The sequence below is a fragment of the Pararhodobacter zhoushanensis genome (assembly GCF_025949695.1).
GTDB classification, from domain to species: domain Bacteria; phylum Pseudomonadota; class Alphaproteobacteria; order Rhodobacterales; family Rhodobacteraceae; genus Pararhodobacter; species Pararhodobacter zhoushanensis_A.
Window position 1 is genome coordinate 212425 of record NZ_JAPDFL010000002.1, and the last position, 17750, is coordinate 230174.

At 65.6% G+C, this 17750-nt stretch carries 20 protein-coding genes; 9 read left to right on the forward strand and 11 right to left on the reverse strand.

Annotated elements, in window-relative coordinates; translation table 11 throughout:
* The first annotated feature begins 8 nt into the window (after window positions 1–8).
* Complete coding sequence (locus OKW52_RS23095; RefSeq protein WP_264507948.1) at window positions 9–374, forward strand: Rieske (2Fe-2S) protein; 366 nt, start codon at window positions 9–11, stop codon at window positions 372–374.
* The gene (locus OKW52_RS23100; protein WP_264507949.1) at window positions 371–1492 is read left to right on the forward strand and encodes an FAD-dependent oxidoreductase; all 1122 of its coding nucleotides are present in this window, start codon (window positions 371–373) and stop codon (window positions 1490–1492) included. The genes OKW52_RS23095 and OKW52_RS23100 overlap by 4 nt, the downstream gene beginning before the upstream one ends.
* Window positions 1493–1528: 36 nt before the next feature.
* On the opposite strand, the gene OKW52_RS23105 is transcribed toward OKW52_RS23100, so the two are convergent.
* Complete coding sequence (locus tag OKW52_RS23105) at window positions 1529–2452, reverse strand: LysR family transcriptional regulator (protein ID WP_264507950.1); 924 nt, start codon at window positions 2450–2452, stop codon at window positions 1529–1531.
* Between the two features lie 98 nt (window positions 2453–2550).
* On the opposite strand from OKW52_RS23105, the gene OKW52_RS23110 reads away from it, so the two are divergent.
* Entirely contained in the window at window positions 2551–3324 is a 774-nt protein-coding gene (locus tag OKW52_RS23110; RefSeq protein WP_264507951.1) for a cyclase family protein, read from the forward strand.
* A 4-nt stretch (window positions 3325–3328) separates the two neighbouring features.
* The gene (locus OKW52_RS23115) at window positions 3329–4366 is read left to right on the forward strand and encodes an amidohydrolase family protein (protein WP_264507952.1); all 1038 of its coding nucleotides are present in this window, start codon (window positions 3329–3331) and stop codon (window positions 4364–4366) included.
* On the opposite strand, the gene OKW52_RS23120 is transcribed toward OKW52_RS23115, so the two are convergent.
* The 5 genes from OKW52_RS23120 to OKW52_RS23140 all read right to left on the reverse strand — a co-directional run bounded on the left by OKW52_RS23120 (window position 4356) and on the right by OKW52_RS23140 (window position 8679).
* Complete coding sequence (locus tag OKW52_RS23120) at window positions 4356–5321, reverse strand: fumarylacetoacetate hydrolase family protein (RefSeq protein WP_264507953.1); 966 nt, start codon at window positions 5319–5321, stop codon at window positions 4356–4358. The two genes, OKW52_RS23115 and OKW52_RS23120, sit on opposite strands and share 11 nt — an antisense overlap.
* Window positions 5322–5392: 71 nt before the next feature.
* On the reverse strand, window positions 5393–6337 hold the full coding sequence (locus OKW52_RS23125; protein WP_264507954.1) for an ABC transporter substrate-binding protein: 945 nt from the start codon (window positions 6335–6337) through the stop codon (window positions 5393–5395).
* A 28-nt stretch (window positions 6338–6365) separates the two neighbouring features.
* The gene (locus tag OKW52_RS23130) at window positions 6366–7130 is read right to left on the reverse strand and encodes an ABC transporter permease (RefSeq protein ID WP_264507955.1); all 765 of its coding nucleotides are present in this window, start codon (window positions 7128–7130) and stop codon (window positions 6366–6368) included.
* Window positions 7127–7879: an ABC transporter permease gene (locus OKW52_RS23135; protein WP_264507956.1), complete on the reverse strand. Its 753-nt coding sequence runs from the start codon at window positions 7877–7879 to the stop codon at window positions 7127–7129. The genes OKW52_RS23130 and OKW52_RS23135 overlap by 4 nt, the downstream gene beginning before the upstream one ends.
* Window positions 7876–8679 carry an ABC transporter ATP-binding protein gene (locus OKW52_RS23140; protein WP_127108517.1) on the reverse strand — a complete coding sequence of 268 codons (804 nt, stop codon included), beginning with the start codon at window positions 8677–8679 and terminating at the stop codon, window positions 7876–7878. Before OKW52_RS23140 ends, OKW52_RS23135 begins: the two co-directional genes overlap by 4 nt.
* A gap of 70 nt (window positions 8680–8749) precedes the next feature.
* On the opposite strand from OKW52_RS23140, the gene OKW52_RS23145 reads away from it, so the two are divergent.
* Genes OKW52_RS23145 through OKW52_RS23155 form a run of 3 tightly spaced genes read left to right on the forward strand, consistent with a single transcriptional unit; the run spans window position 8750 to window position 10478 of the window.
* Window positions 8750–9148 (forward strand): helix-turn-helix domain-containing protein, encoded by a 399-nt coding sequence (locus tag OKW52_RS23145; RefSeq protein WP_264507957.1) that lies wholly within the window; start codon window positions 8750–8752, stop codon window positions 9146–9148.
* Window positions 9148–10128: a HipA domain-containing protein gene (locus tag OKW52_RS23150; RefSeq protein ID WP_264507958.1), complete on the forward strand. Its 981-nt coding sequence runs from the start codon at window positions 9148–9150 to the stop codon at window positions 10126–10128. Before OKW52_RS23145 ends, OKW52_RS23150 begins: the two co-directional genes overlap by 1 nt.
* Window positions 10125–10478 carry a HipA domain-containing protein gene (locus OKW52_RS23155; RefSeq protein WP_264507959.1) on the forward strand — a complete coding sequence of 118 codons (354 nt, stop codon included), beginning with the start codon at window positions 10125–10127 and terminating at the stop codon, window positions 10476–10478. Before OKW52_RS23150 ends, OKW52_RS23155 begins: the two co-directional genes overlap by 4 nt.
* Before the next feature lie 28 nt (window positions 10479–10506).
* Here the strand turns inward: OKW52_RS23155 and OKW52_RS23160 are convergent, their stop codons facing one another.
* The 4 genes from OKW52_RS23160 to OKW52_RS23175 form a co-directional block, all read right to left on the reverse strand.
* Window positions 10507–11952, reverse strand: coding sequence for a glutamine synthetase family protein (locus OKW52_RS23160; RefSeq protein ID WP_264507960.1), 1446 nt, complete (start codon window positions 11950–11952; stop codon window positions 10507–10509).
* A 122-nt stretch (window positions 11953–12074) separates the two neighbouring features.
* The gene (locus tag OKW52_RS23165; RefSeq protein ID WP_264507961.1) at window positions 12075–12494 is read right to left on the reverse strand and encodes a hypothetical protein; all 420 of its coding nucleotides are present in this window, start codon (window positions 12492–12494) and stop codon (window positions 12075–12077) included.
* Window positions 12491–13717, reverse strand: a complete 1227-nt coding sequence (locus OKW52_RS23170; RefSeq protein ID WP_264507962.1) for an aromatic ring-hydroxylating dioxygenase subunit alpha — start codon at window positions 13715–13717, stop codon at window positions 12491–12493. The genes OKW52_RS23165 and OKW52_RS23170 overlap by 4 nt, the downstream gene beginning before the upstream one ends.
* Before the next feature lie 23 nt (window positions 13718–13740).
* Window positions 13741–14151, reverse strand: a complete 411-nt coding sequence (locus OKW52_RS23175) for a Rieske 2Fe-2S domain-containing protein (protein ID WP_264507963.1) — start codon at window positions 14149–14151, stop codon at window positions 13741–13743.
* A 153-nt stretch (window positions 14152–14304) separates the two neighbouring features.
* On the opposite strand from OKW52_RS23175, the gene OKW52_RS23180 reads away from it, so the two are divergent.
* Window positions 14305–15081, forward strand: coding sequence for an IclR family transcriptional regulator (locus OKW52_RS23180; protein WP_264507964.1), 777 nt, complete (start codon window positions 14305–14307; stop codon window positions 15079–15081).
* Between the two features lie 7 nt (window positions 15082–15088).
* On the opposite strand, the gene OKW52_RS23185 is transcribed toward OKW52_RS23180, so the two are convergent.
* On the reverse strand, window positions 15089–16714 hold the full coding sequence (locus OKW52_RS23185; RefSeq protein ID WP_264507965.1) for a thiamine pyrophosphate-binding protein: 1626 nt from the start codon (window positions 16712–16714) through the stop codon (window positions 15089–15091).
* Window positions 16715–17149: 435 nt separating this feature from the next.
* Between OKW52_RS23185 and OKW52_RS23190 the strand changes: the two genes are divergently transcribed.
* On the forward strand, window positions 17150–17750 hold a 601-nt coding region (locus OKW52_RS23190; protein ID WP_264507966.1), incomplete at its 3' end, for an AMP-binding protein.

Sequence of the window (17750 nt, forward strand, 5' to 3'; positions counted from 1 at the left end):
CCCGCGGCATGAGCAGTCAAAGCGTGCCCTTGACCACGCTGGCCGAGCTGCCCGACGGCGACTCGCGCGGGTTCGAGGTTGAGGGCTGGCGCGCCAAGGTGATCATCGTGCGCAAGGGTACGCGCCTGTTCGGCTGGCGCGACCTGTGCCCGCATTATGCGGGCGGGACATCCATGGCGTGGCGGCGCGATGCCTATCTGAACGGGGCGCGCACCCATCTGGCTTGCCACGCGCATGGGGCGTGGTTCGACATTGAAACAGGGGTCTGCGTGCAAGGCGCGTGTCTGGGCAAGCGTCTGACCCGCGTACCCCTGCGGATCGACGAGGAGGGCGGCGTTCACCTTGACCGGACGCCAAGGGAGGATAAGGCATGACGGACACAAAACGAATTCTGATCATCGGTGGCGGTTTCTCGGGGATGAGCGCCGCCATTCTGCTGGCGGACGCCGGGCACGCCGTCGATCTGGTCGAGATCGACAAGGACTGGCGCAGCTATGGCGCGGGCATCAGCCTGAACGGCGGCATGTTCCGCGTGTTCGACGAGCTTGGCATTCTTGACGCGTTTCTCAAGGTCGGCGCGACGGTGGGCGGGCTGGAAATCCGGGGCCCGGCCGATCAGGTTCTGGCGTATCTGCCGACGCCCTCGCTGCATCCCAAGGCGCAGGGCAACGGCGGTATCATGCGGCCGGTTCTGGCCCGGCTTCTGGCCGACCGGGTGCGGGCGGGCCGCACCAACGTGCGCCTTGGCGTCACCTTTACCACCATCGACAACGGCCCGACCGGCGCGCATGTGACCTTCACCGACGGGACCGAGGGTGACTATGATCTGGTGATCGGTGCGGACGGCCTGTCCTCGGCCACCCGCCGCGCCCTGTTCCCCGATGCGCCCAAGCCGCGCTATGTCGGTCAGGCCGTCTGGCGTGCGGTGCTGCCGCGTCCGGCGCATCTGCCGACGGTTGCGATGTGGATGGGCCCGGCGCTGAAGGCCGGGATCACACCGGTATCGGACACGCATGCCTATATCTTCCTGACCGAGGACCGGCCCACGAACGACCATGTCCCGCCCGAAACCCATGTGGCGACGCTCAAGGATCTTTTGTCGCGCTTTGCCTCGCCGACGCTGCGCCAGATCGGCGAAGAGCTGAGCGCGGACAGTCAGGTGGTTTACCGCCCGCTCGATCAGATGCTGTTGCCGCGTCCGTGGTTCCAGAACCGCGTGGTGCTGATCGGCGACGCAGTGCATGCGACGACGCCGCATATGGCGGCCGGAGCGATGATCGGCATGGAGGACGCGCTGGTGCTGGCCGATGAACTGAACCGCGCCGAAATTGACGCCGCACTGCCCGCCTTTCAGGATCGCCGCTTTGAACGCTGCCGCATGGTCGTGGAAAACTCGGGCCGTCTGGCCGAGATCGAGCAGGGGCACGGCACGCATGAGGAGCATCAGCGCCTGATGGGCCAGACCCTCGGTGCGCTGGCGCAGCCGATCTGAGCGCAACCGATGGCGGTGCTGGACGCGGCCTGCGGGTCAGCGCGTCCAGCGCCGCGCATTGTCGCGGGCACAGTCGATCACCAGATCGCGGAACCATTGTACCGAGGTGTCGAACTCCCGCGTCGCGTGCCATTGCAGGTTCTCGGAAATCGGCGGCACCGGCAGCGGCATCGGCACAGCGCGCAACCCCATCTCGGCGGGCAGGCTGGCCCACAGGCTGCGGTGCATCGTGGCCACCCAAGGGGTGCCGCGCAAGCAATCCGCCAGCAGTGAGAAACTGGGCACGCTGCAGGCGACATCCAGATCGACGCGGGTATCTTCGATCCATTGCTCAAAATGACTGCCGCGCCACGTCCCGCCGAATTCGGTGACAACATGGCGCTGCGACAGGTAGGTTGCGGCGTCCATTGTGTCGCCGATCTGCGGGTGATCGGCTGAAATCACGCAGATGAAGTCATCGGTAAACAAGTGCCGGTGGGGGTGATCCTTGTACAAAAACCGGTCGGGGATCACGGCGAAATCCACCTCGCCCCGGTGAAACCGCGCATCCGAAGGCGCGTCAATGGGCACCATTTGCAGCGAAACGCCGGGCGCTTCTTTTGCAAGGCGCGGCATAAGCTGCGCGAACAAGACCTTGAGCACGAAATCCGACGCAATGATGGAAAACCGCCGCGTGGCCGTGGCCGGATCGAAGCCCGGGCGCATCTGGCTGAAGTGGCGGGTGTCGTTCATCAACTGCGTCGCCGCTTCCAGCAATTGCAGGCCAAATTCGGTCGGCTGCATCTGACGGCCAACCTGTGCGACGATGGGATCCTCGAAATGATCGCGCAACCGGCGCAGCGCCTGACTGAGCGCAGGCTGCGTCAGATGCAGCTCAAACGCCGCCGCCGAGACCGAGCGCAGGCGCAGAATGGCTTCCAGCGCAATGATCAGATTCATGTCCAGCCGGTTCAGCCGCATGATGCTTGGTCCTTATGGAAGTCATACTTCCTATTCATTCGACATATGCTTAACCCACCCGTACGGTATTCGCAATTCAAGGCACTCTCGGGGGGAATATGGCACGTCGCATCGTCGATCTTTCGGTAAGTCTTAAGGCCGGGATCGCTTCGGATCCGCCGCCGCTGTTGCCCAAGATCCGCTACTTCGACCACGATCATGGTGCCAAGGATTTCGCGCCGATGCTGGGGCTGCGGCCCGAGCAGATGCTCGAGGGCAAGGGCCCGGCGTCGGAAGAGCTGGAAATCACCACCCATGTCGGGACGCATATGGATGCGCCCTGGCATTACCACCCGACGATGAACCGGGGCGAGCGCGCCATTACCATCGACGAGGTGCCGCTGGAGTGGTGCATGGGGCCCGGCGTCAAGCTGGACTTCCGCCACCTGCCCGACGGCCATGTCGTCACCGCAGCCGAGGTTGAAGCCGAACTGGCGCGCATCGGTCATACGCTGTCGCCGGGCGATATCGTGCTGGTGAATACGGCTGCCGGGCTGCGCTATGGTGAAGATGATTACCTTGCCAAAGGGTGCGGCATGGGGCGCGAAGCCACGCTGTATCTGACCGAACGCGGCATGAAGGTCTGCGGTATTGATGCCTGGAGCTGGGACACGCCGCTGATCCACCAGAAGGCCGAGATCGCCCGCACCGGCAACACGGCGCTGTGCTGGGAAGGCCACAAGGCCGGGGCCGAGGCGGCCTACTGCCATATGGAAAAGCTGTCGAACCTCGAATCCCTGCCGGCGACCGGCTACACGGTCTGCGCCTTTCCGGTAAAGGTCGCCGGCGGCTCGGCGGGTTGGGTGCGCGCCGTCGCCATCTTTGACAGCTGATCTGATGAGCCGTTTTGACAATCCCTTGCCGACCGGTCAATTGACCCGCCCGGATGTGCCTTGCGTCATCGACATGCACGGCCATTTCGGTGCGCCCGAGGCCGAGGCGTTGCTGGCCTCGCGCCCCGAACGCGCCGCCGAGATGGGCGCGCAGGCGCGCAGCACCGGCGAGGCCTCGAGCCTGCACAACCGCACGGTCATGCTGCCCGCCGCCGGTGCGCGCATGGCGTCGCTGGAGAAAAGGCTCGCCGATCTGGACCTGATGGGCGTCGAGGTTCAGGTCATCGCGCCCTCGCCGCATCTCTATGCTTACTGGGCGGATGAGGTGCTGGCGGATGAGCTTGTTGCCGCTGTGAATGCCGCTGCGGTGGCGCTGGTGGCGCGCGCGCCCGAGCGGCTGGCCGGGATGGGCATGGTGTCGATGCAGCACCCCGATCTGGCGGCGCAGCAGATCCATGCGGCCAAAGCGGCGGGGCTGAAGGGGATCGAGATTTCAGCCTCGGTCGGTGAGCGCGAGTTGTCGGACCCGGTGTTCACGCCGGTCTGGGCCGCTGCCGAAGCGACCGGGCTGCCGGTGTTCATCCACCCGCTGGGCACCTCACTGGGCGCGCGGCTGGACCGGTTTTATCTGTCCAACACCATCGGTCAACCGGTCGAGACGACCATCGCGCTGACCGGCCTCATCCTGTCCGGCGTATTGGACCGTCATCCCCGCCTGAAACTGGTCGGCGCGCATGGCGGCGGCTATCTGCCCGCCTATATCGGGCGCGCCGATCACACATGGCGCGTACGGCCCGAGGCGCGGGGCTGCGCCGCGTTGCCGTCGGAATACCTGTCGCGGATCTGGGTGGATACGGTGGTGTTTGACCGCAACCAGTTGTCCGATCTTGTGCAGCGAATGGGGGCAGAGCGGGTCATGTTCGGCACCGACTATCCGTTCGACATGGCCGATTGCCGCCCCGATCAGGTGGCCGCCGCGCTGCCGCTTTCGGCGCGTGCGGCGGTGATGGGCGGCACTGCGGCCGCCCTGTTCAACCTTTGACCACGCGCTGGTCGATGGCGCCGAACATCGGTGTGCCATCGGCGGCGCGGCATTCCATGCGCACCGTCTCGCCAAAGGTCATGAACGCGGTCTTGGCGGCGCCGTGGTCCAGCATCTCGATGCCCCGGCGTTCGGCGATGCACGACGAGCCGACCTCGCGGTAATTGTCGTTCGACACGGTGCCCGAGCCGATCACGGTCCCTGCCACCAGACGGCGGGTCCGCGCGGCGTGGGCGACCAGTTGGTCAAAGCCGAAGGCCATGTCATAGCCGCTCGCCGCGCCAAAACGTTCCCCGTTCCAGTCGACGATCAGCGGCAGATCCACCCGCGCATCGCGCCAGCTTGCGCCCAGCTCGTCCGGGGTCACGGCGACGGGGGCCATCGAGCACGCAGGCTTGGCCTGAACCCAGCCAAAGCCGGTGCGCATCTCTATCGGGGCGACGGTGCGCAGCGACCAGTCGTTGATCTGCACGACCAGACGGATATGGCCAGCGGCCTGAGCCGTGTCAGTGCCCATCGGCACCGCGTCACAGATCACACCGAATTCACCTTCGAAATCAATGCCATCGTCTTCCGTGGGCAGCGCGACATCCGCCGTCGGGGCCAGAAACTGGTCCGACAGGCCCTGATACATCAGCGGCCGGGTCTTGTCGGCGTGGTTGTCGATGCCAAAGACCTTGGCCATCAACTCGCCGTGGCTTGCATAGGCCGACCCATCCAGCCATTGCCACGCGCGCGGCAGCGGCGCCAGCGCGCTTGCCGGATCAAACGCCACGCCGCCGCCAGTGTTCAGCGCGTCGTATTGGGCTTGAAGCGAAGGGGCCAGATTGTCCCAGTCTTCGATAAGCGCCTGAAGCGTCGCCGCTGCCTCGGCAGGGATGGCGCGCGTCAGGTCGCGGCTGACAAGGTGAAGGCGCCCGTCGGGCGTGCCATTGGCAAGGGTGGCGAATTTCATGGTTCTCTCCCGGTGTCGCAAATCGGCGGGGCAGGGCCCCGCCGATATCGTGAGGTGGTTATGTCGCCGGTTTACTCAGCCGGGAAGGGGATAACGAAGGTCTCAAGGTCGATGGGCTCGTAGATCAGACCCTGACGCACCGCGAGGTCGTTCCAGAAACCAAGGCTGACCTGCGGGTCCAGCGCGCCGCCAAGGTTGGGCAGCGGCACATTCGCCACGACGGGCGGCGGCAGGGTGGTGTAACGCGCGATGCTCTCGCGGGCTTCCGCTTCGTGCTCGCGGATGAAGTCGGCAGCCTCGATCAGCGCCCGTTGCATGCCTTCGATGGCCTCGGCGTTTTCGGCAGCCCAGTCGGCGGTGGTGACGAAGATACCGGCGGCCGAGCCGTCAGGGATCACGTCGAAATAGTTGCCGATCAGACGCCCGACACCCGAATCCACCGCCCGGCTGGAAAAGGGATCGACGCTGGCCACGGCATCAACCTGCCCGGCGCGGATCGCGTCGCCGGTTTGCGGCAGGCCGATTTCGACGATGTTCACCTGCGACAGGTCGACGCCGTTCGTGCTGAGCCACTGGCGCATCGTGACGTCCAGCAACCCCCCGACACCCGGCACGCCGACCGTCTTGCCGACCAGATCCGCCGCGGTTTCGATCCCGCTGTCCGCACCGACAACGACACCCGCGTTGGCGGTTTCGGGGAAGATGTTGGTCGAGGCGAAGGCGCGCAGATCAAGCCCGTTCTCGATGGCCTGGAAGGCCACGGTCGGCGTGGGCAGACCGACTTCAGCCGAACCCGACACCACACCCGCCACGATCACCGAACCGTTCTGCGCCATCTGCAGATCGACATCGACGCCGTGGTTGGCGAAAAAGCCCTGATCGGCGGCAACCCAGGCGGTCATGAAGCCCGTGGTTGCGGTATACAGCAGGGTGACGTGCGTGCGCTCTTGCGCCTGCAGCGGTAGCGCCATGAGCGCGACAGCCGCGCTGGCCAGCATAAGGGTTCTGCGTTTCATTCCATGTCCTCCCGACATTGGGTTGCGTTCAGCGACGCTGCCAGCGCAGCGCATAGGTTTCGACCAGCGACAGAACAGCGTTGGTCAGCAGGCCGATCACGCCCAAGACGGCGATCCCGGCAAAGATTTCGGGGGCGTTGAAGGCCCGCGCGGCCAGCAGGATGCGCGCGCCCAGCCCGCCCTGCACCGTGACCATCTCGCCCACAACCACCAGAATCAGCGCAATCGTCAGACCCAGCCGCAACCCGCCCATGATGTCAGGCAATGCGCCCGGCAGCGCGATCTTGGTGATAAAGGCGCTGCGGCTCAGACCCAGCGAAGTGGCGACCTCGCGGCGACGGACGTGGATGTTGGAGAACCCGTGCACCGTGGTCAGCAGCATCGGCCACAGCGCGCCAAAGGCGATCAGCGTCAGGATCATCGTGTCGGTCAGACCCAGAAACAGCATTGCCACCGGCGCGATGGCCGAGGCCGGCAGCGGGCGCAGCGCCTCGAACATGGGCGCGATCCAGACCCGCGCCCAGGCCGAGGTGCCGACGAAAGCCCCCAGCGCCACGCCGATCAGCGAGGCCAGCGCCCACCCCAGCGCCATGCGGCGCAGGGTGGTCAGCGTGTCGGACAGCAGCGAGCCATTGGCGACGCCACGTTTGAGCGCGCGCCATGTCAGGTCGGGACCGGGGAAGAACGCACGCGGCAGGACGCGCGCATCGGCGAGGATCTGCCACCCCCAGATCAGCCCGACCAGCAGGGCAAGCGAGGCCAGAAACCACAGGCTGCGGTGCAAAAGGGTCATCGCTTGCTCCTGCTCATGGCGGGGAACAGCCAGCTTTGCAGCCGCAACATGCCCCAGTTCAGCGCCCAGCCCAGAAAGGCGATCCAGAACAGCGTCGCGAACATATCCTCGGGCCGGAGCGACGAGGCGGCGCGCAACAGCCGTGAACCAAGGCCAATCGGGTTGGCGGCAATCTCGACGGTAATCGCCACGATCAGCGCGATCCCGGCGGCAAGGCGCAGCGCAACGAAAAGGCGGGGAAGCACGGCGGGCAGCACGATCTTGGTGATCCGCGCCCAGGCCGTCAGCCCCAGCGCACGGGCAACTTCGGACAGGCGGGGTTCGACCTGACGCACGGCGCTTTCGGTCAGCACCAGCACCGGAAAGCAGGTGGCGAAGGCAACGATGGCGACCTCAAGCTGATAGCCAAAGCCAAAGATCAGCAGCGCGATCGGCACGATGGCAATCGAGGGCAGCGGGCGCAGCAGCTCGACCGTCACGCGCAGGATGCGCGACACCGGCGGCACCAGCGCAAACAGGATGCCCGCGCCTGCGCCCACCGAGAACCCCAGTGCCAGACCCATGCCGCCCGCCGCCAGCGTATCGCCGGTATCAACCCAGAACGGCGCGCTGGTCAGCCCGGCCACCAAAGCGGACAGAATGCCGTCCGGCGCGGCCAGCGTGTCGCTTTGCAGGCCCGTGGCCATCGCCGCGATCTGCCACACAATCAACAGGCCAATCGGCAGGGCCAGTCCTTTGAGTGCCGTCATTGTTCGTATCGTTCGATGAAGTCAAAGAGCTGCCGGCGCAGGCGCAGGAATTCCGGCATCTCGCGCGTGGTCAGCTGGTTGCGCGGCTTGGGCAGCGGCACGTCAAAGATCTGGCTCACGCGGCCCGGATTGGGCTCCAGCGCGATGATCCGGTCGCCCAGATAGATCGCCTCTTCCAGATCATGCGTCACAAAGAACGCCGTCACCTGGCTTTCAGCGACGATCCCCAGCAGTTCGTCCTGCAGCTTTTGCCGGGTCATGGCATCCAGCGCGCCAAAGGGCTCGTCCATCAGCAGAACGTCGGGCTTTTGCGCCAGACAGCGGGCGATCTGCAGGCGTTGCTGCATGCCGCCGGACATTTCGGCGGGGAATTTCCCTTCGCTGCCAACCAGCCCGACGGTGCGCAGCAAGGCGTGGATCTGATCGCGGCGCTCGGCACGCGGCACACCTGCCGCTTCCAGCGCCAGCGACACGTTGCCCTCGGCATCGCGCCACGGCAGCAGGGCGTTGGTATAGTCCTGAAACACGATGGCGATGTCACGCGAGGGTGCGCGATGCGGCTGGCCGCGGAAATCGACCGAGCCGCTTACCGGCGTCAACAGCCCGGCCAGCAAGCGCAGCAGCGTGGTCTTGCCGCTGCCCGAGGGGCCAATCACGCAGACAAACTCGCCCCGGTTCAGCGACAGCGACAGATCCTTGAGGACCGTGGTTGCGCCATAACGCACACTCGCTTCTTGCACCGTCAAAACGGTGTCGCGTGGCGCATCCATCGCGCTGGTGGCGTGTTCACTCAATGACATCGCGGTCCTCCCGGCTCGCGGCACCCTAGGAGCGGGGCTTGGCATATGTCAAATGAATGGGATAAATCACTTGTATAAGCATTTCTTATTCGCGCTGAAGATCATTCGGGCGACGGTGCGTGCACAGGGGACGCGTTTGGGATATCTTGCTTTGGTGATGTTTTTGGGTTATTTCCGAAAATCTACGAAGACATCACCTTTGAGGTGCGCCATGCAGACCCAAACCCTTCGCGACGCAACCGGGCTGAGCCAGATGCTGCGCAGCCGACGCAGGGAGCTGGGCCTGACCCAAGAACAACTCGGCCAACGTGCCGGATTGGCGGCAAAGCATGTCTCGCGGATCGAGAACGGCACGCATGAACCCAAGGTGTCCACCCTTTTTGCGCTGATTTCGGCGCTCGATCTTGATCTTGTGCTGGGCAACAAGGGCACGGTTGCGCCGGTCCCGTCGGTTACGGATATCTTCTGATGGGGCGCCCGACGGTTGTCCGGCGGCTGGATGTTCGCCTGAATGGCAGGCTGGCCGGGGAGTACCGCTTCACCCCGTCCGGCGGCGTCAGCTTTGCCTATGATGCCGGTTGGCTGGACTGGCAGTTTGCCTTTGCCCTTTCGCGTCAGCTGCCGTTGCGCGCGGGTGTTCAAAGCGGCGCGGCGGTCAATGCCGTGTTCGAGAACCTCTTGCCCGACAACACCGATCTGCGCCGCCGCATCGCCGAGCGCACGCAGGCCCGCAGCGACCGGCCGCATGATCTGCTGGCTGTGATCGGGCGTGACTGCATCGGCGCGATGCAGTTCCTGCCGCAGGGCGACGACCCGGGCGATCCGTTCAAACTGGAGTCAACCCGCCAGAGCGACGCGCAGATTGCCGCCACCATCCGCGATCTGGCGACGGCTCCGCTGGGCCTGCACGCCGACGATACATTCCGCATCTCGCTGGCCGGGGCGCAGGAAAAGACCGCCTTTCTGTGGCGCGACGGGGTTTGGCAAAAGCCTGAAGGGCTGACGCCCACGACGCATATCTTCAAGCGGCGCATGGGCCTTGTGTCGCACGGGATCGACATGACCGACAGCGTCGAAAACGAATGGCTGTGCCTGCAACTGGCCGCAGCACTGGGCCTGCCGGTGAATGAAGCGCGCATGGCGACGTTCGAGGATCAGACCGTGCTGATCGTGACCCGCTTTGACCGCGCACCGCGGGCAGGTGGGGGCATCGTGCGCCTGCCGCAAGAGGACTTTCTGCAAGCGCTGGGGTTGAGTTCAGGCCAGAAATATCAAGAACACGGCGGACCGACCCTGCAAGACGGGTTGCGTCTGCTTGAAGGGTCGGTTGAGCGGGCGGCGGATCAGCAGCTGTTCTTCACAGCGCAGATCGTGAACTGGATTCTGGGGGCGATTGACGGTCACGCCAAGAATTACTCGGTTTTTCTGGGGCCGGGGGTTTTCGGATGACCCCGCTCTACGACATTCTGAGCGCCGCACCGGCCATGGCCAGCAAGACGTTCCGACACAAGGAACTGCGCCTTGCGATGTCGGTGGGACGGCGCAACCACTACCGTCTGGACCAGATCCAGCCCCGCCATTTTGACCAGACGGCCCTGCGCGCGCGCGTCGCATCCGATACCCGGCGTCAGGCTTTTGCCACGATCGTCGCTGCCGGGTTGCCCGCCGTTGAGCGCGTGGCGAACGCGCTGCCCGCCGGTTTCCCCGAACGGGTCAGCGGCCCGATTCTGGAACACGCCCGCAACCGGCTTGCGTTGCTCATCCGGCAGGCCGAGGCCGGGCAGATCGTCGGCCACTGAGTCGCGACAACCGACCGACAGGGCGCGGTCAGAGCAGCCCGAAATACTCGCGCTGCTCCCACTCCGAGACCGTCGCGGCATAGCGTGCCCATTCCGCGCGCTTGAGGGTCGCGATGTAGTCGACGAAATCCTGCCCGATGGCGTCGCGGTAGAGCGTGCTCGCCTCAAACGCGCTCAGCGCTGCGTCCATCGAGCGGGGCAAAGCGCGCACATCTGCCGCATAGGGCGTGTCGGACGCGGGCGGCGGGGTCAGCTTGCCCTCGATCCCTGCCAGCCCCGAGAGGATCTGTGCCGCAAACACGTAATACGGGTTCGCGCCCGGTTCGGCGACGCGGTTCTCCAACCGGCTGGCGCGGTCACCAGCCACCATCAGCGCGCGCACCATCGCGCCCCGGTTATCGCGGCCCCACTGGATGCGGTCGGGGGCCATCTGGAACGGCTGGTAGCGTTTGTAACCGTTCACCGTGGGGGTGGTCAGGATGCACGACGCCTCGGCATGCGCCAGCAGCCCGGCGATCCAGCGTGACGCCTCGGGGGTGATGTCGTGCCCTCCGGCGGGCATGAACAGGTTTCGCCCGTCGGCAAGATTGGTCAGCGACTGGTGCAGATGCCAACCGGCCGAGGCCCCGCCCTCGATCCGGGGACGGCACATGAAGCTGGCGTGCAACCCGCGCCGGGCGGCGACCTGTTTGGCCATCGCGCGCAGCATGATCATGTTATCAGCGTGGGTCATCGCATCGGCGGGTCCAAAGACGAATTCCACCTGCCCCGGCCCCATCTCGATCTCGACCGAGGTCAGCGGCATGCCAAGCGACTGCGCAGCACGGCGCAACTCGTCCAGAACCGGCTCCATCCGGTCATAGGTGGTGTCCGCCAGAAACTGATAGCCGGGGGCGAGCAGGCGGGTGTCGGGCGGGGTGCCCGGCAGGCCGCTGTCGGTATGCTCAAGATGCGGATTGGTCACTTCGAACAGGTTGAATTCAACCTCCAACCCCACCGTCAGCCCCCAGCCGTGCGCCGCCAGCCGGTCGAGCGCGCCTTTCAGCACTTGCCGGGGCGCGTAGGAAATCGGCGTGCCATCTACCTGTGCCAGATCGCAGAACAGCCACGCCGAGCCGGGCGACCACGACAATTCGCGGAAGGTCGCGGGCACCGGGATCAGCCACATATCCCCCGCACCCGCGCCTTGCCCGCCTTCCCCGGACCAGACCGGAAAAACCGTCCGGCCCGAGGTGTCCTTGAGGAGAAGCGTCGAGGGCGCGCGCAGGCCCGAGCGGAAGACCGAGGGCAGCATATCGGCCACCACCGTCTTGCCGCGCAAAATGCCGTGGGCGTCGGAAAACAGCACGCGAACCGTCTCGATCCCTGCGGCCTTGACGCGGGCGAGGATCTCGGCGGCGCGGTCCAGAGCGTCGGGGTTCAGAAACCCCTGCCGGGCAAGCGTTCCGTCGGCCAGGGCGGTGGGGTCAGTCATGCGGCGCTCTCTTGGGTTCGGTCGGTGGCGGGGGCCATGAAGGCCCCGCGTGGGTGCCCGTGTGGGTGATAGTGATAAACAAGGAACGGACCCGTGCAACGGGGCTGTTGGTCGAGGACAGGTTACGCAAGGAAGGCGCGGAACTTGCTGGATGTCTGTTCGGCCCGTTCAACCCCCGACCAGCCCACACCCCGCACGAACGCCGGTTCGCCCAGTCGCACATCGGCGGGCAGCGCGGGATCGGCGCGGTCGTCGAACCAGCGCCAGTCGCCTGCGCCGACCAAAAGCACGCTCTCACCGCCAAACAGCGCGGTTACCACCAGCGTGTCGATCAGCCCGGCGTGGCCGTCGCGCAGGTGCAGCGGGACGGGCTCATCCGCCGCCAGACCCCGGACATCCATCACCGGCGCATGGGTCAGCGTCAGCGTCACCCCGTCGAAGCCCTGCCGTGCGGCCATCTGCCGGAGGGACTCGCGCAGGGTGAAGTAGCCGTCCAGAATATCCTGAAACGGCCGCGCATCGCCGGGCGGGGCCGGTGTCAAACCGTGGCATCCCACGGGCAGCCCGCGCGGCGCTCCGTATCCATCTGACGGCTGGCCGCCAGCCAGTTGCCGGTGTCGCCGATGGCATCATTCGACAGCGGACCGACGATCTGCGGCGTCAAGCTGCGGTCCTGCATCGGCAGTTTCTCTGGCTGCCCCGTCTCCAGCGCCTTGATCGCGCGGCGCAGCATCAGCCGGTAGCGCACGATGGCGGCATCGCCGCGCCCCAGATGCTCGCGCGTGCGGTCCTGAATTGCCCCCAGCCCCTCAACCGCCCATTGGTCATGGACGTTGATGTCCGGTCCCATGCCCGTGTAGGTCTGGGTTTCCTGCTCGTCGGGGTCAAAGTGATAGGCGTTCGTGCGGTTCTTGAGGGGGGCGTAATCCGGCAGCCGGTGTTCTTTGAGCCGCTGCGCGCGCATCAGTTCCTTGTTCACCGGTTGGCGGAAGCTGGTGAACATGGTGAACCAGTAGCAGGTCTCGTCATCGACGGGCACGTGCCACTGGGTGATGATCATCTCGCGCGACATCGGGATGCAGATGGCCGAGGGGAAGATCTGGTTGGTCACCCGCACATGCGTCAGGTCATGCGCCATATGGCGCAGCGCGGTGATCTTCAGGCCGTAGTCGGTTTCCTCGACCTCGAGATCCGGGCGCGGGTACTCGCGCAAAAGCTGGGTCATCGGCATGTCGGTATGCGCCGCCTTGTCGCGGAACTGCTTGCCGTAGCTTTCGGCGGGGTCTTCATCCTCAAGAAAGCGGTGCAGGAACGAGGCATGCGAGGGGTCGATGCCGATCTCCAGCGCCTGCAGCCAGTTGCATTCCCACAGGCCCTTGAAGGCAAAGACATGGCTGTCGGGCGCGCGGAAACAGTCGAAATTGGGGAAGGCAGGCGGCTCGCCGGTGCCCAGATAGGCGAAGAACACGCCCTTCTTCTCGACGACGGGATAAACCGGGCCGCCCTCGACCACGCAGATATCATCCCGCGCCGGGTGGTGCGCCGGGGGCTCATCGGGGCTGCTGCGCCGGGTGGCGAGGATATAGCCATCCCCCCGGCGCAGCAGCACCAAGCGTTCGCCCAGCAGGTTGACCGGCAGGCGCGGCTCGCCGCCGGTCAGCTCGTCCACCAGCGCGGCGGGTTGCCAGTACATCCGGTGAACCGCGCCCGCCGGGGTGTCGGGGCCGATCCGGGTGATCTGGTCGTTCAGCTTTTGCGAGATCATCGTGGCGTCCTTTCGGGGCGGGGTCAGGCGTCAGAAGCGGCGGTTACAGGCGCGGGCGGCGGCGCGCCTTCGCCAAACCACGCATAGATCGCGCCGCCCGCTTCGATCACCGGAAAACTGGGCAGGCGGATGGTCTTGAACATGGTGGAATCCGCGGGCTCGGCGGGTTGTTCGGTGCATTGTCCCGTGCGGTCGAAGTGCCAGCCGTGAAAGGGACAGCGCAGGCCGTTATCCTCGCGCCGGCCAAAGCACAGATCCGCGCCGCGATGGGGGCAATGGCGCCCGATCAAGCCCAGTTCGCCGTCGTTGTCGCGAAACAGTACCAGCCGCTGGCCAAAGGCGTTTACGGGCACCACCGGGCGCTTGGCAGCCATGTCCTGCGCGTGCGCGACGACAACCCAATCGGTGGGGGCTAGGTCGGCGGCTTGGGACATGGGATTCTCCTGTCAGGATTAGAAAGCGCTGGACGACGCCGGGTTTGTGCGTTATTTGAACATTCGTGCGTTATATAAACTACGCGCGCGCCCAGCCTTGCGTCAACAAGAATGCGAGGGCCAGCCTGTCTGACCCCGCGGGGAGCTGTTCCTATGAGCGATACCGACGAAAAGAAGGGCGCTTCGACCTTTGCGAAAGGTCTGCGCGTGCTCGAATGCTTCGAGGGCGGTGCACGGGGCCTGACCATGGCGGGCATCAGCAAGGCCACCGGCATGGACCGCGCCACGGTGCGCCGGCTGTGTCTGACACTGGTTGAGTCCGGGTATCTGGTTCAGAGCGGCCATGACCTGCATCTGACACCGCGCATTCTGGCCCCGGCGGGGGGCTACCTGATGGCTAATGATTTCGGCCGGGCGATCCAGCCCGTGCTGACCGCCTTCGCACAGGAACTGGGCGGCGAGATTTCAATGGCGGTGCGCGACCGTGACCGGGCGCTTTATGTGGCGCAATCGGCCACACCGGGCGCGCGGTTGTCCATCGGATTTGTCGTTGGCAGCACGATCCCGCTTCTGCCCACGGCAATCGGTCGCATGCTGCTGGCGTGCAGTCCGCGCGCGGATCGTGAGCGGGTTTTGCGCACGCGTCCGCATATCCGCTACACGGATGCAACCGACATCGATCCCGCGTCCCTTGATGCCAGGATCAACGCGGCTGCGGATCAGGGTTACGCCATCGTGCGGGGCGAATTCGAAACGGGCGTCACCGCGCTGGCGGTTGCTGTCGGGAACCACGCGCATACGACGGCGGTCATCGGCACCTCGGTTGCCGGGGCGGCGCTGGCGGATGACGCCGAAAGGGCGCGGATGCTTGACATCCTGCGCCGCGCCGCGCGCAGCCTGCGCGGGCCGGACAGGTCCGCCCCGCTTTAAGCCGCACTCAGATCCGCATCCGTGGCACATCTGTCGGATCGAGCTTGAGCTCGATCAGCAGCGGTCGGTCACGGTTCGGGATCGCGGCGAGCGCTGCCGCGAGTGTCTCCTCCGAGTCGACACGCAGCCCCTGTCCCCCCAGCGCCGTCGCCACCGCCGCGAAAGAGGGCCATTCGAATTCTGTCAGTGCCGGGTCCATGTTGCGGTCGATGAACTGGATATGCTCGGCCCCATAGGCGCTGTCGTTGGCGACGATGACGATCAGATCCTGCTTGAGCCGCACCGCCGTGTTGAACTCGTTGATCCCGCCCATCATGAACCCGCCGTCGCCGGTAAACAGCACCACCGGACGTGAACGGTCGGCCAGTCCTGCGCCGATGGCTTCCTGCAACCCCAGCCCGATCGAGCCGAAATTCGCCGTGACCAGAAAGCTGCGCGGATCGGGGGCTGAGATCCGGCACCAGACTTCGGTCATGAAGCGCCCGCCGTCGGTGGTCAGGATACGCTGTTTGGGTAGCGCCGCTTCCAGTTGCTCCAGCGCGGCGATGTAATTGGCAAAGCCCGGTTTGGTGCTGCTGCGGGGCGGGGTGTGGGCCGTCAGCGTCGCGCGGTCCAGCTCGCGCGTGAAGCCCGACGGCGGGATCTCGGCCTCGTCCAGCCAGTACAGGATATTGTCGGCTGTCAGCGCGGCATCGGCGACCAGCGCGACATCGGGGTGGAAGTTCTTGGCAACTTCGGTCAGCGAGTCGTTGACCTGCACCACGCGCTTGCCCTTGAGCAGCTTGCCCCTGTCGGTGGTGAAATGGTGCAGCGAGGTGCCGAAGCACACGATGCAATCGGCCTTGGCGATCAGGTCATAGGCGGCGGGGGTCGAGAGCGTGCCGAAGATGTCCATAGTATAAGGATGATCGTTGAACAGGCCCTTGGCCTTGAGCGACGTGGCCAGCGGGGCCTCAAGCCGGTCCGCGAGCCGGATCAGCGCCTCCCGCGCGTCGACCGCGCCGCCACCGGCCAGAATCACCGGGCGGCGGGCCGAGGCGATCATCCCCACGGCCTCGTCCAGATCATCGCCCGCCGGGACCATCGCGGGGGCGGTAAAGGTCGGGAAGACGGTCTTGGTGTGCTCGACCTCTTGCCACATGAAATCGGCGGGCATGTTCACCACGATGGGCCGCTTCTCTACCCGCGCGCGGTAGAAGGCGTGCGCGACGTCATACGCGGCGGTCTGCGGCGCGCGGACCTGCTCGAATCCGGCGCCGGTGACCTTGACCACTTCACGCTGGTCGATGCTTTGCAGGTTCTGCGGGTTCATCACGGCGGTATCGCCCGCCAGAAGCACCATCGGAATATGTCCGCGCGCGCCTTCGGTCAGGGCCGTGACGCAATTGGTCAGCGCCGGGCCATGGGTGACCGTGGCCACGCCAACCGAGCCGGAAACATGGCTGTAGGCCAGCGCCATCAGGACACTGCTGCCCTCATAGGCGGCGGGCACAAAGGTGCCGCCCCCGTCGCGGACGAAAGCGTCGACCATGAACAGATTGGCATCGCCCATCAGTCCGAACATAGTGTCGACACCATGGTCCAAAACGGAGCGGGCGATGGATTGATAGCAAAGGGTCTTTGCCTCGGGCATGGAGGGTCCTTGAAGCAAGGGCAGACGAGCGGGTTCGGCCGCGCCGATCACAGGCAAAGGATAACGGGGCGCTGTGCCTCGGGCAAGGCGCCGGGCGCTTGGGTCTGGCGTAGCGGGCTTTCAGGGGGGTGAACAAACCAGATGCACGACAGAAGGGGAAGGCAGCGCGGTCGTCCTTGCTTTCCTTTGCCTGCGCCCAAGCGGAGACACGCAGGGTCATCGTGAGAGAGGATGAATACGGGCGAACTGACAAGCGAATTGGCATAGAATAGCGCAAGACACGATCGCAAAGGCCTGTCGGCGCAGCGTCGGAGGCAGGGTGATGTTCCCTCAGGAAAAACATACCCTAAGATCAAATCATCGGCGGAGGGAATCAGTCGTGACGGCGTTCCCTGTCCTTTGCGAAGCGCCCTTTACCGACCGGAGATGTGGCTGATGGACTTCGATACGCGTTACCCGTGGCGTCGCTTTCTGCCAGAGGGCGTGGCACCCGACTACGCGCCCCCCGTCACGACAATGTCCGCGATTTTCGCGCAGGCGACCCGCGCCCATGCTGATCTGCCGATGCTGGAATATTACGGCGAGATTACCCGTTACGATCAGATGGCGCTGCAGGTGTCTCGGATCGCGGCGGCGCTGACAGCGCGGGGGATCGGGCGCGGCGATGTCGTGGCGCTGTATCTGCCCAATTGTCCATGGCACCCCGCCTGGCTGTTCGGCATCTGGGCTGCCGGGGCCGCCGTCACCCATCTGAGCCCGCTGGACCCGCCCCCCGCGCTGATCCACAAGATCGCCGACAGCGGCGCGCGCCTGCTGGTCACGCTGTCCGCCGAACCGTTTTGCGCCAATGCCGCGGCGGTGGTGCAGGCCCGGCCCGGTCTTGAGCTTGTGCTGTGCGACGATCCTGTCGCATTGGCCGGAGCGCCCCATATCGTATCAGCCCCGGCGCAGGATCACGCGGCGTTCATCGCCATTGCGGTGCCTTCCGCGCCTGCCGCACCCGTGGTGCCAGAGGATGTCGCGTTGCTGCAATATA

What these genes read in the sequence shown, in the direction of transcription:
- OKW52_RS23170 (WP_264507962.1), bottom strand. Translation starts at nt 13,717, where the DNA reads ATGATCTCGCAAAAGCTGAACGACCAGATCACCCGGATCGGCCCCGAC.
- OKW52_RS23125 (WP_264507954.1), bottom strand. Translation starts at nt 6,337, where the DNA reads ATGAAACGCAGAACCCTTATGCTGGCCAGCGCGGCTGTCGCGCTCATG.
- OKW52_RS23150 (WP_264507958.1), top strand. Translation starts at nt 9,148, where the DNA reads ATGGGGCGCCCGACGGTTGTCCGGCGGCTGGATGTTCGCCTGAATGGC.
- OKW52_RS23095 (WP_264507948.1), top strand. Translation starts at nt 9, where the DNA reads ATGAGCAGTCAAAGCGTGCCCTTGACCACGCTGGCCGAGCTGCCCGAC.
- OKW52_RS23180 (WP_264507964.1), top strand. Translation starts at nt 14,305, where the DNA reads ATGAGCGATACCGACGAAAAGAAGGGCGCTTCGACCTTTGCGAAAGGT.
- OKW52_RS23115 (WP_264507952.1), top strand. Translation starts at nt 3,329, where the DNA reads ATGAGCCGTTTTGACAATCCCTTGCCGACCGGTCAATTGACCCGCCCG.
- OKW52_RS23160 (WP_264507960.1), bottom strand. Translation starts at nt 11,952, where the DNA reads ATGACTGACCCCACCGCCCTGGCCGACGGAACGCTTGCCCGGCAGGGG.
- OKW52_RS23130 (WP_264507955.1), bottom strand. Translation starts at nt 7,130, where the DNA reads ATGACCCTTTTGCACCGCAGCCTGTGGTTTCTGGCCTCGCTTGCCCTG.
- OKW52_RS23110 (WP_264507951.1), top strand. Translation starts at nt 2,551, where the DNA reads ATGGCACGTCGCATCGTCGATCTTTCGGTAAGTCTTAAGGCCGGGATC.
- OKW52_RS23105 (WP_264507950.1), bottom strand. Translation starts at nt 2,452, where the DNA reads ATGCGGCTGAACCGGCTGGACATGAATCTGATCATTGCGCTGGAAGCC.
- OKW52_RS23175 (WP_264507963.1), bottom strand. Translation starts at nt 14,151, where the DNA reads ATGTCCCAAGCCGCCGACCTAGCCCCCACCGATTGGGTTGTCGTCGCG.
- OKW52_RS23140 (WP_127108517.1), bottom strand. Translation starts at nt 8,679, where the DNA reads ATGTCATTGAGTGAACACGCCACCAGCGCGATGGATGCGCCACGCGAC.
- OKW52_RS23185 (WP_264507965.1), bottom strand. Translation starts at nt 16,714, where the DNA reads ATGCCCGAGGCAAAGACCCTTTGCTATCAATCCATCGCCCGCTCCGTT.
- OKW52_RS23100 (WP_264507949.1), top strand. Translation starts at nt 371, where the DNA reads ATGACGGACACAAAACGAATTCTGATCATCGGTGGCGGTTTCTCGGGG.
- OKW52_RS23120 (WP_264507953.1), bottom strand. Translation starts at nt 5,321, where the DNA reads ATGAAATTCGCCACCCTTGCCAATGGCACGCCCGACGGGCGCCTTCAC.
- OKW52_RS23155 (WP_264507959.1), top strand. Translation starts at nt 10,125, where the DNA reads ATGACCCCGCTCTACGACATTCTGAGCGCCGCACCGGCCATGGCCAGC.
- OKW52_RS23135 (WP_264507956.1), bottom strand. Translation starts at nt 7,879, where the DNA reads ATGACGGCACTCAAAGGACTGGCCCTGCCGATTGGCCTGTTGATTGTG.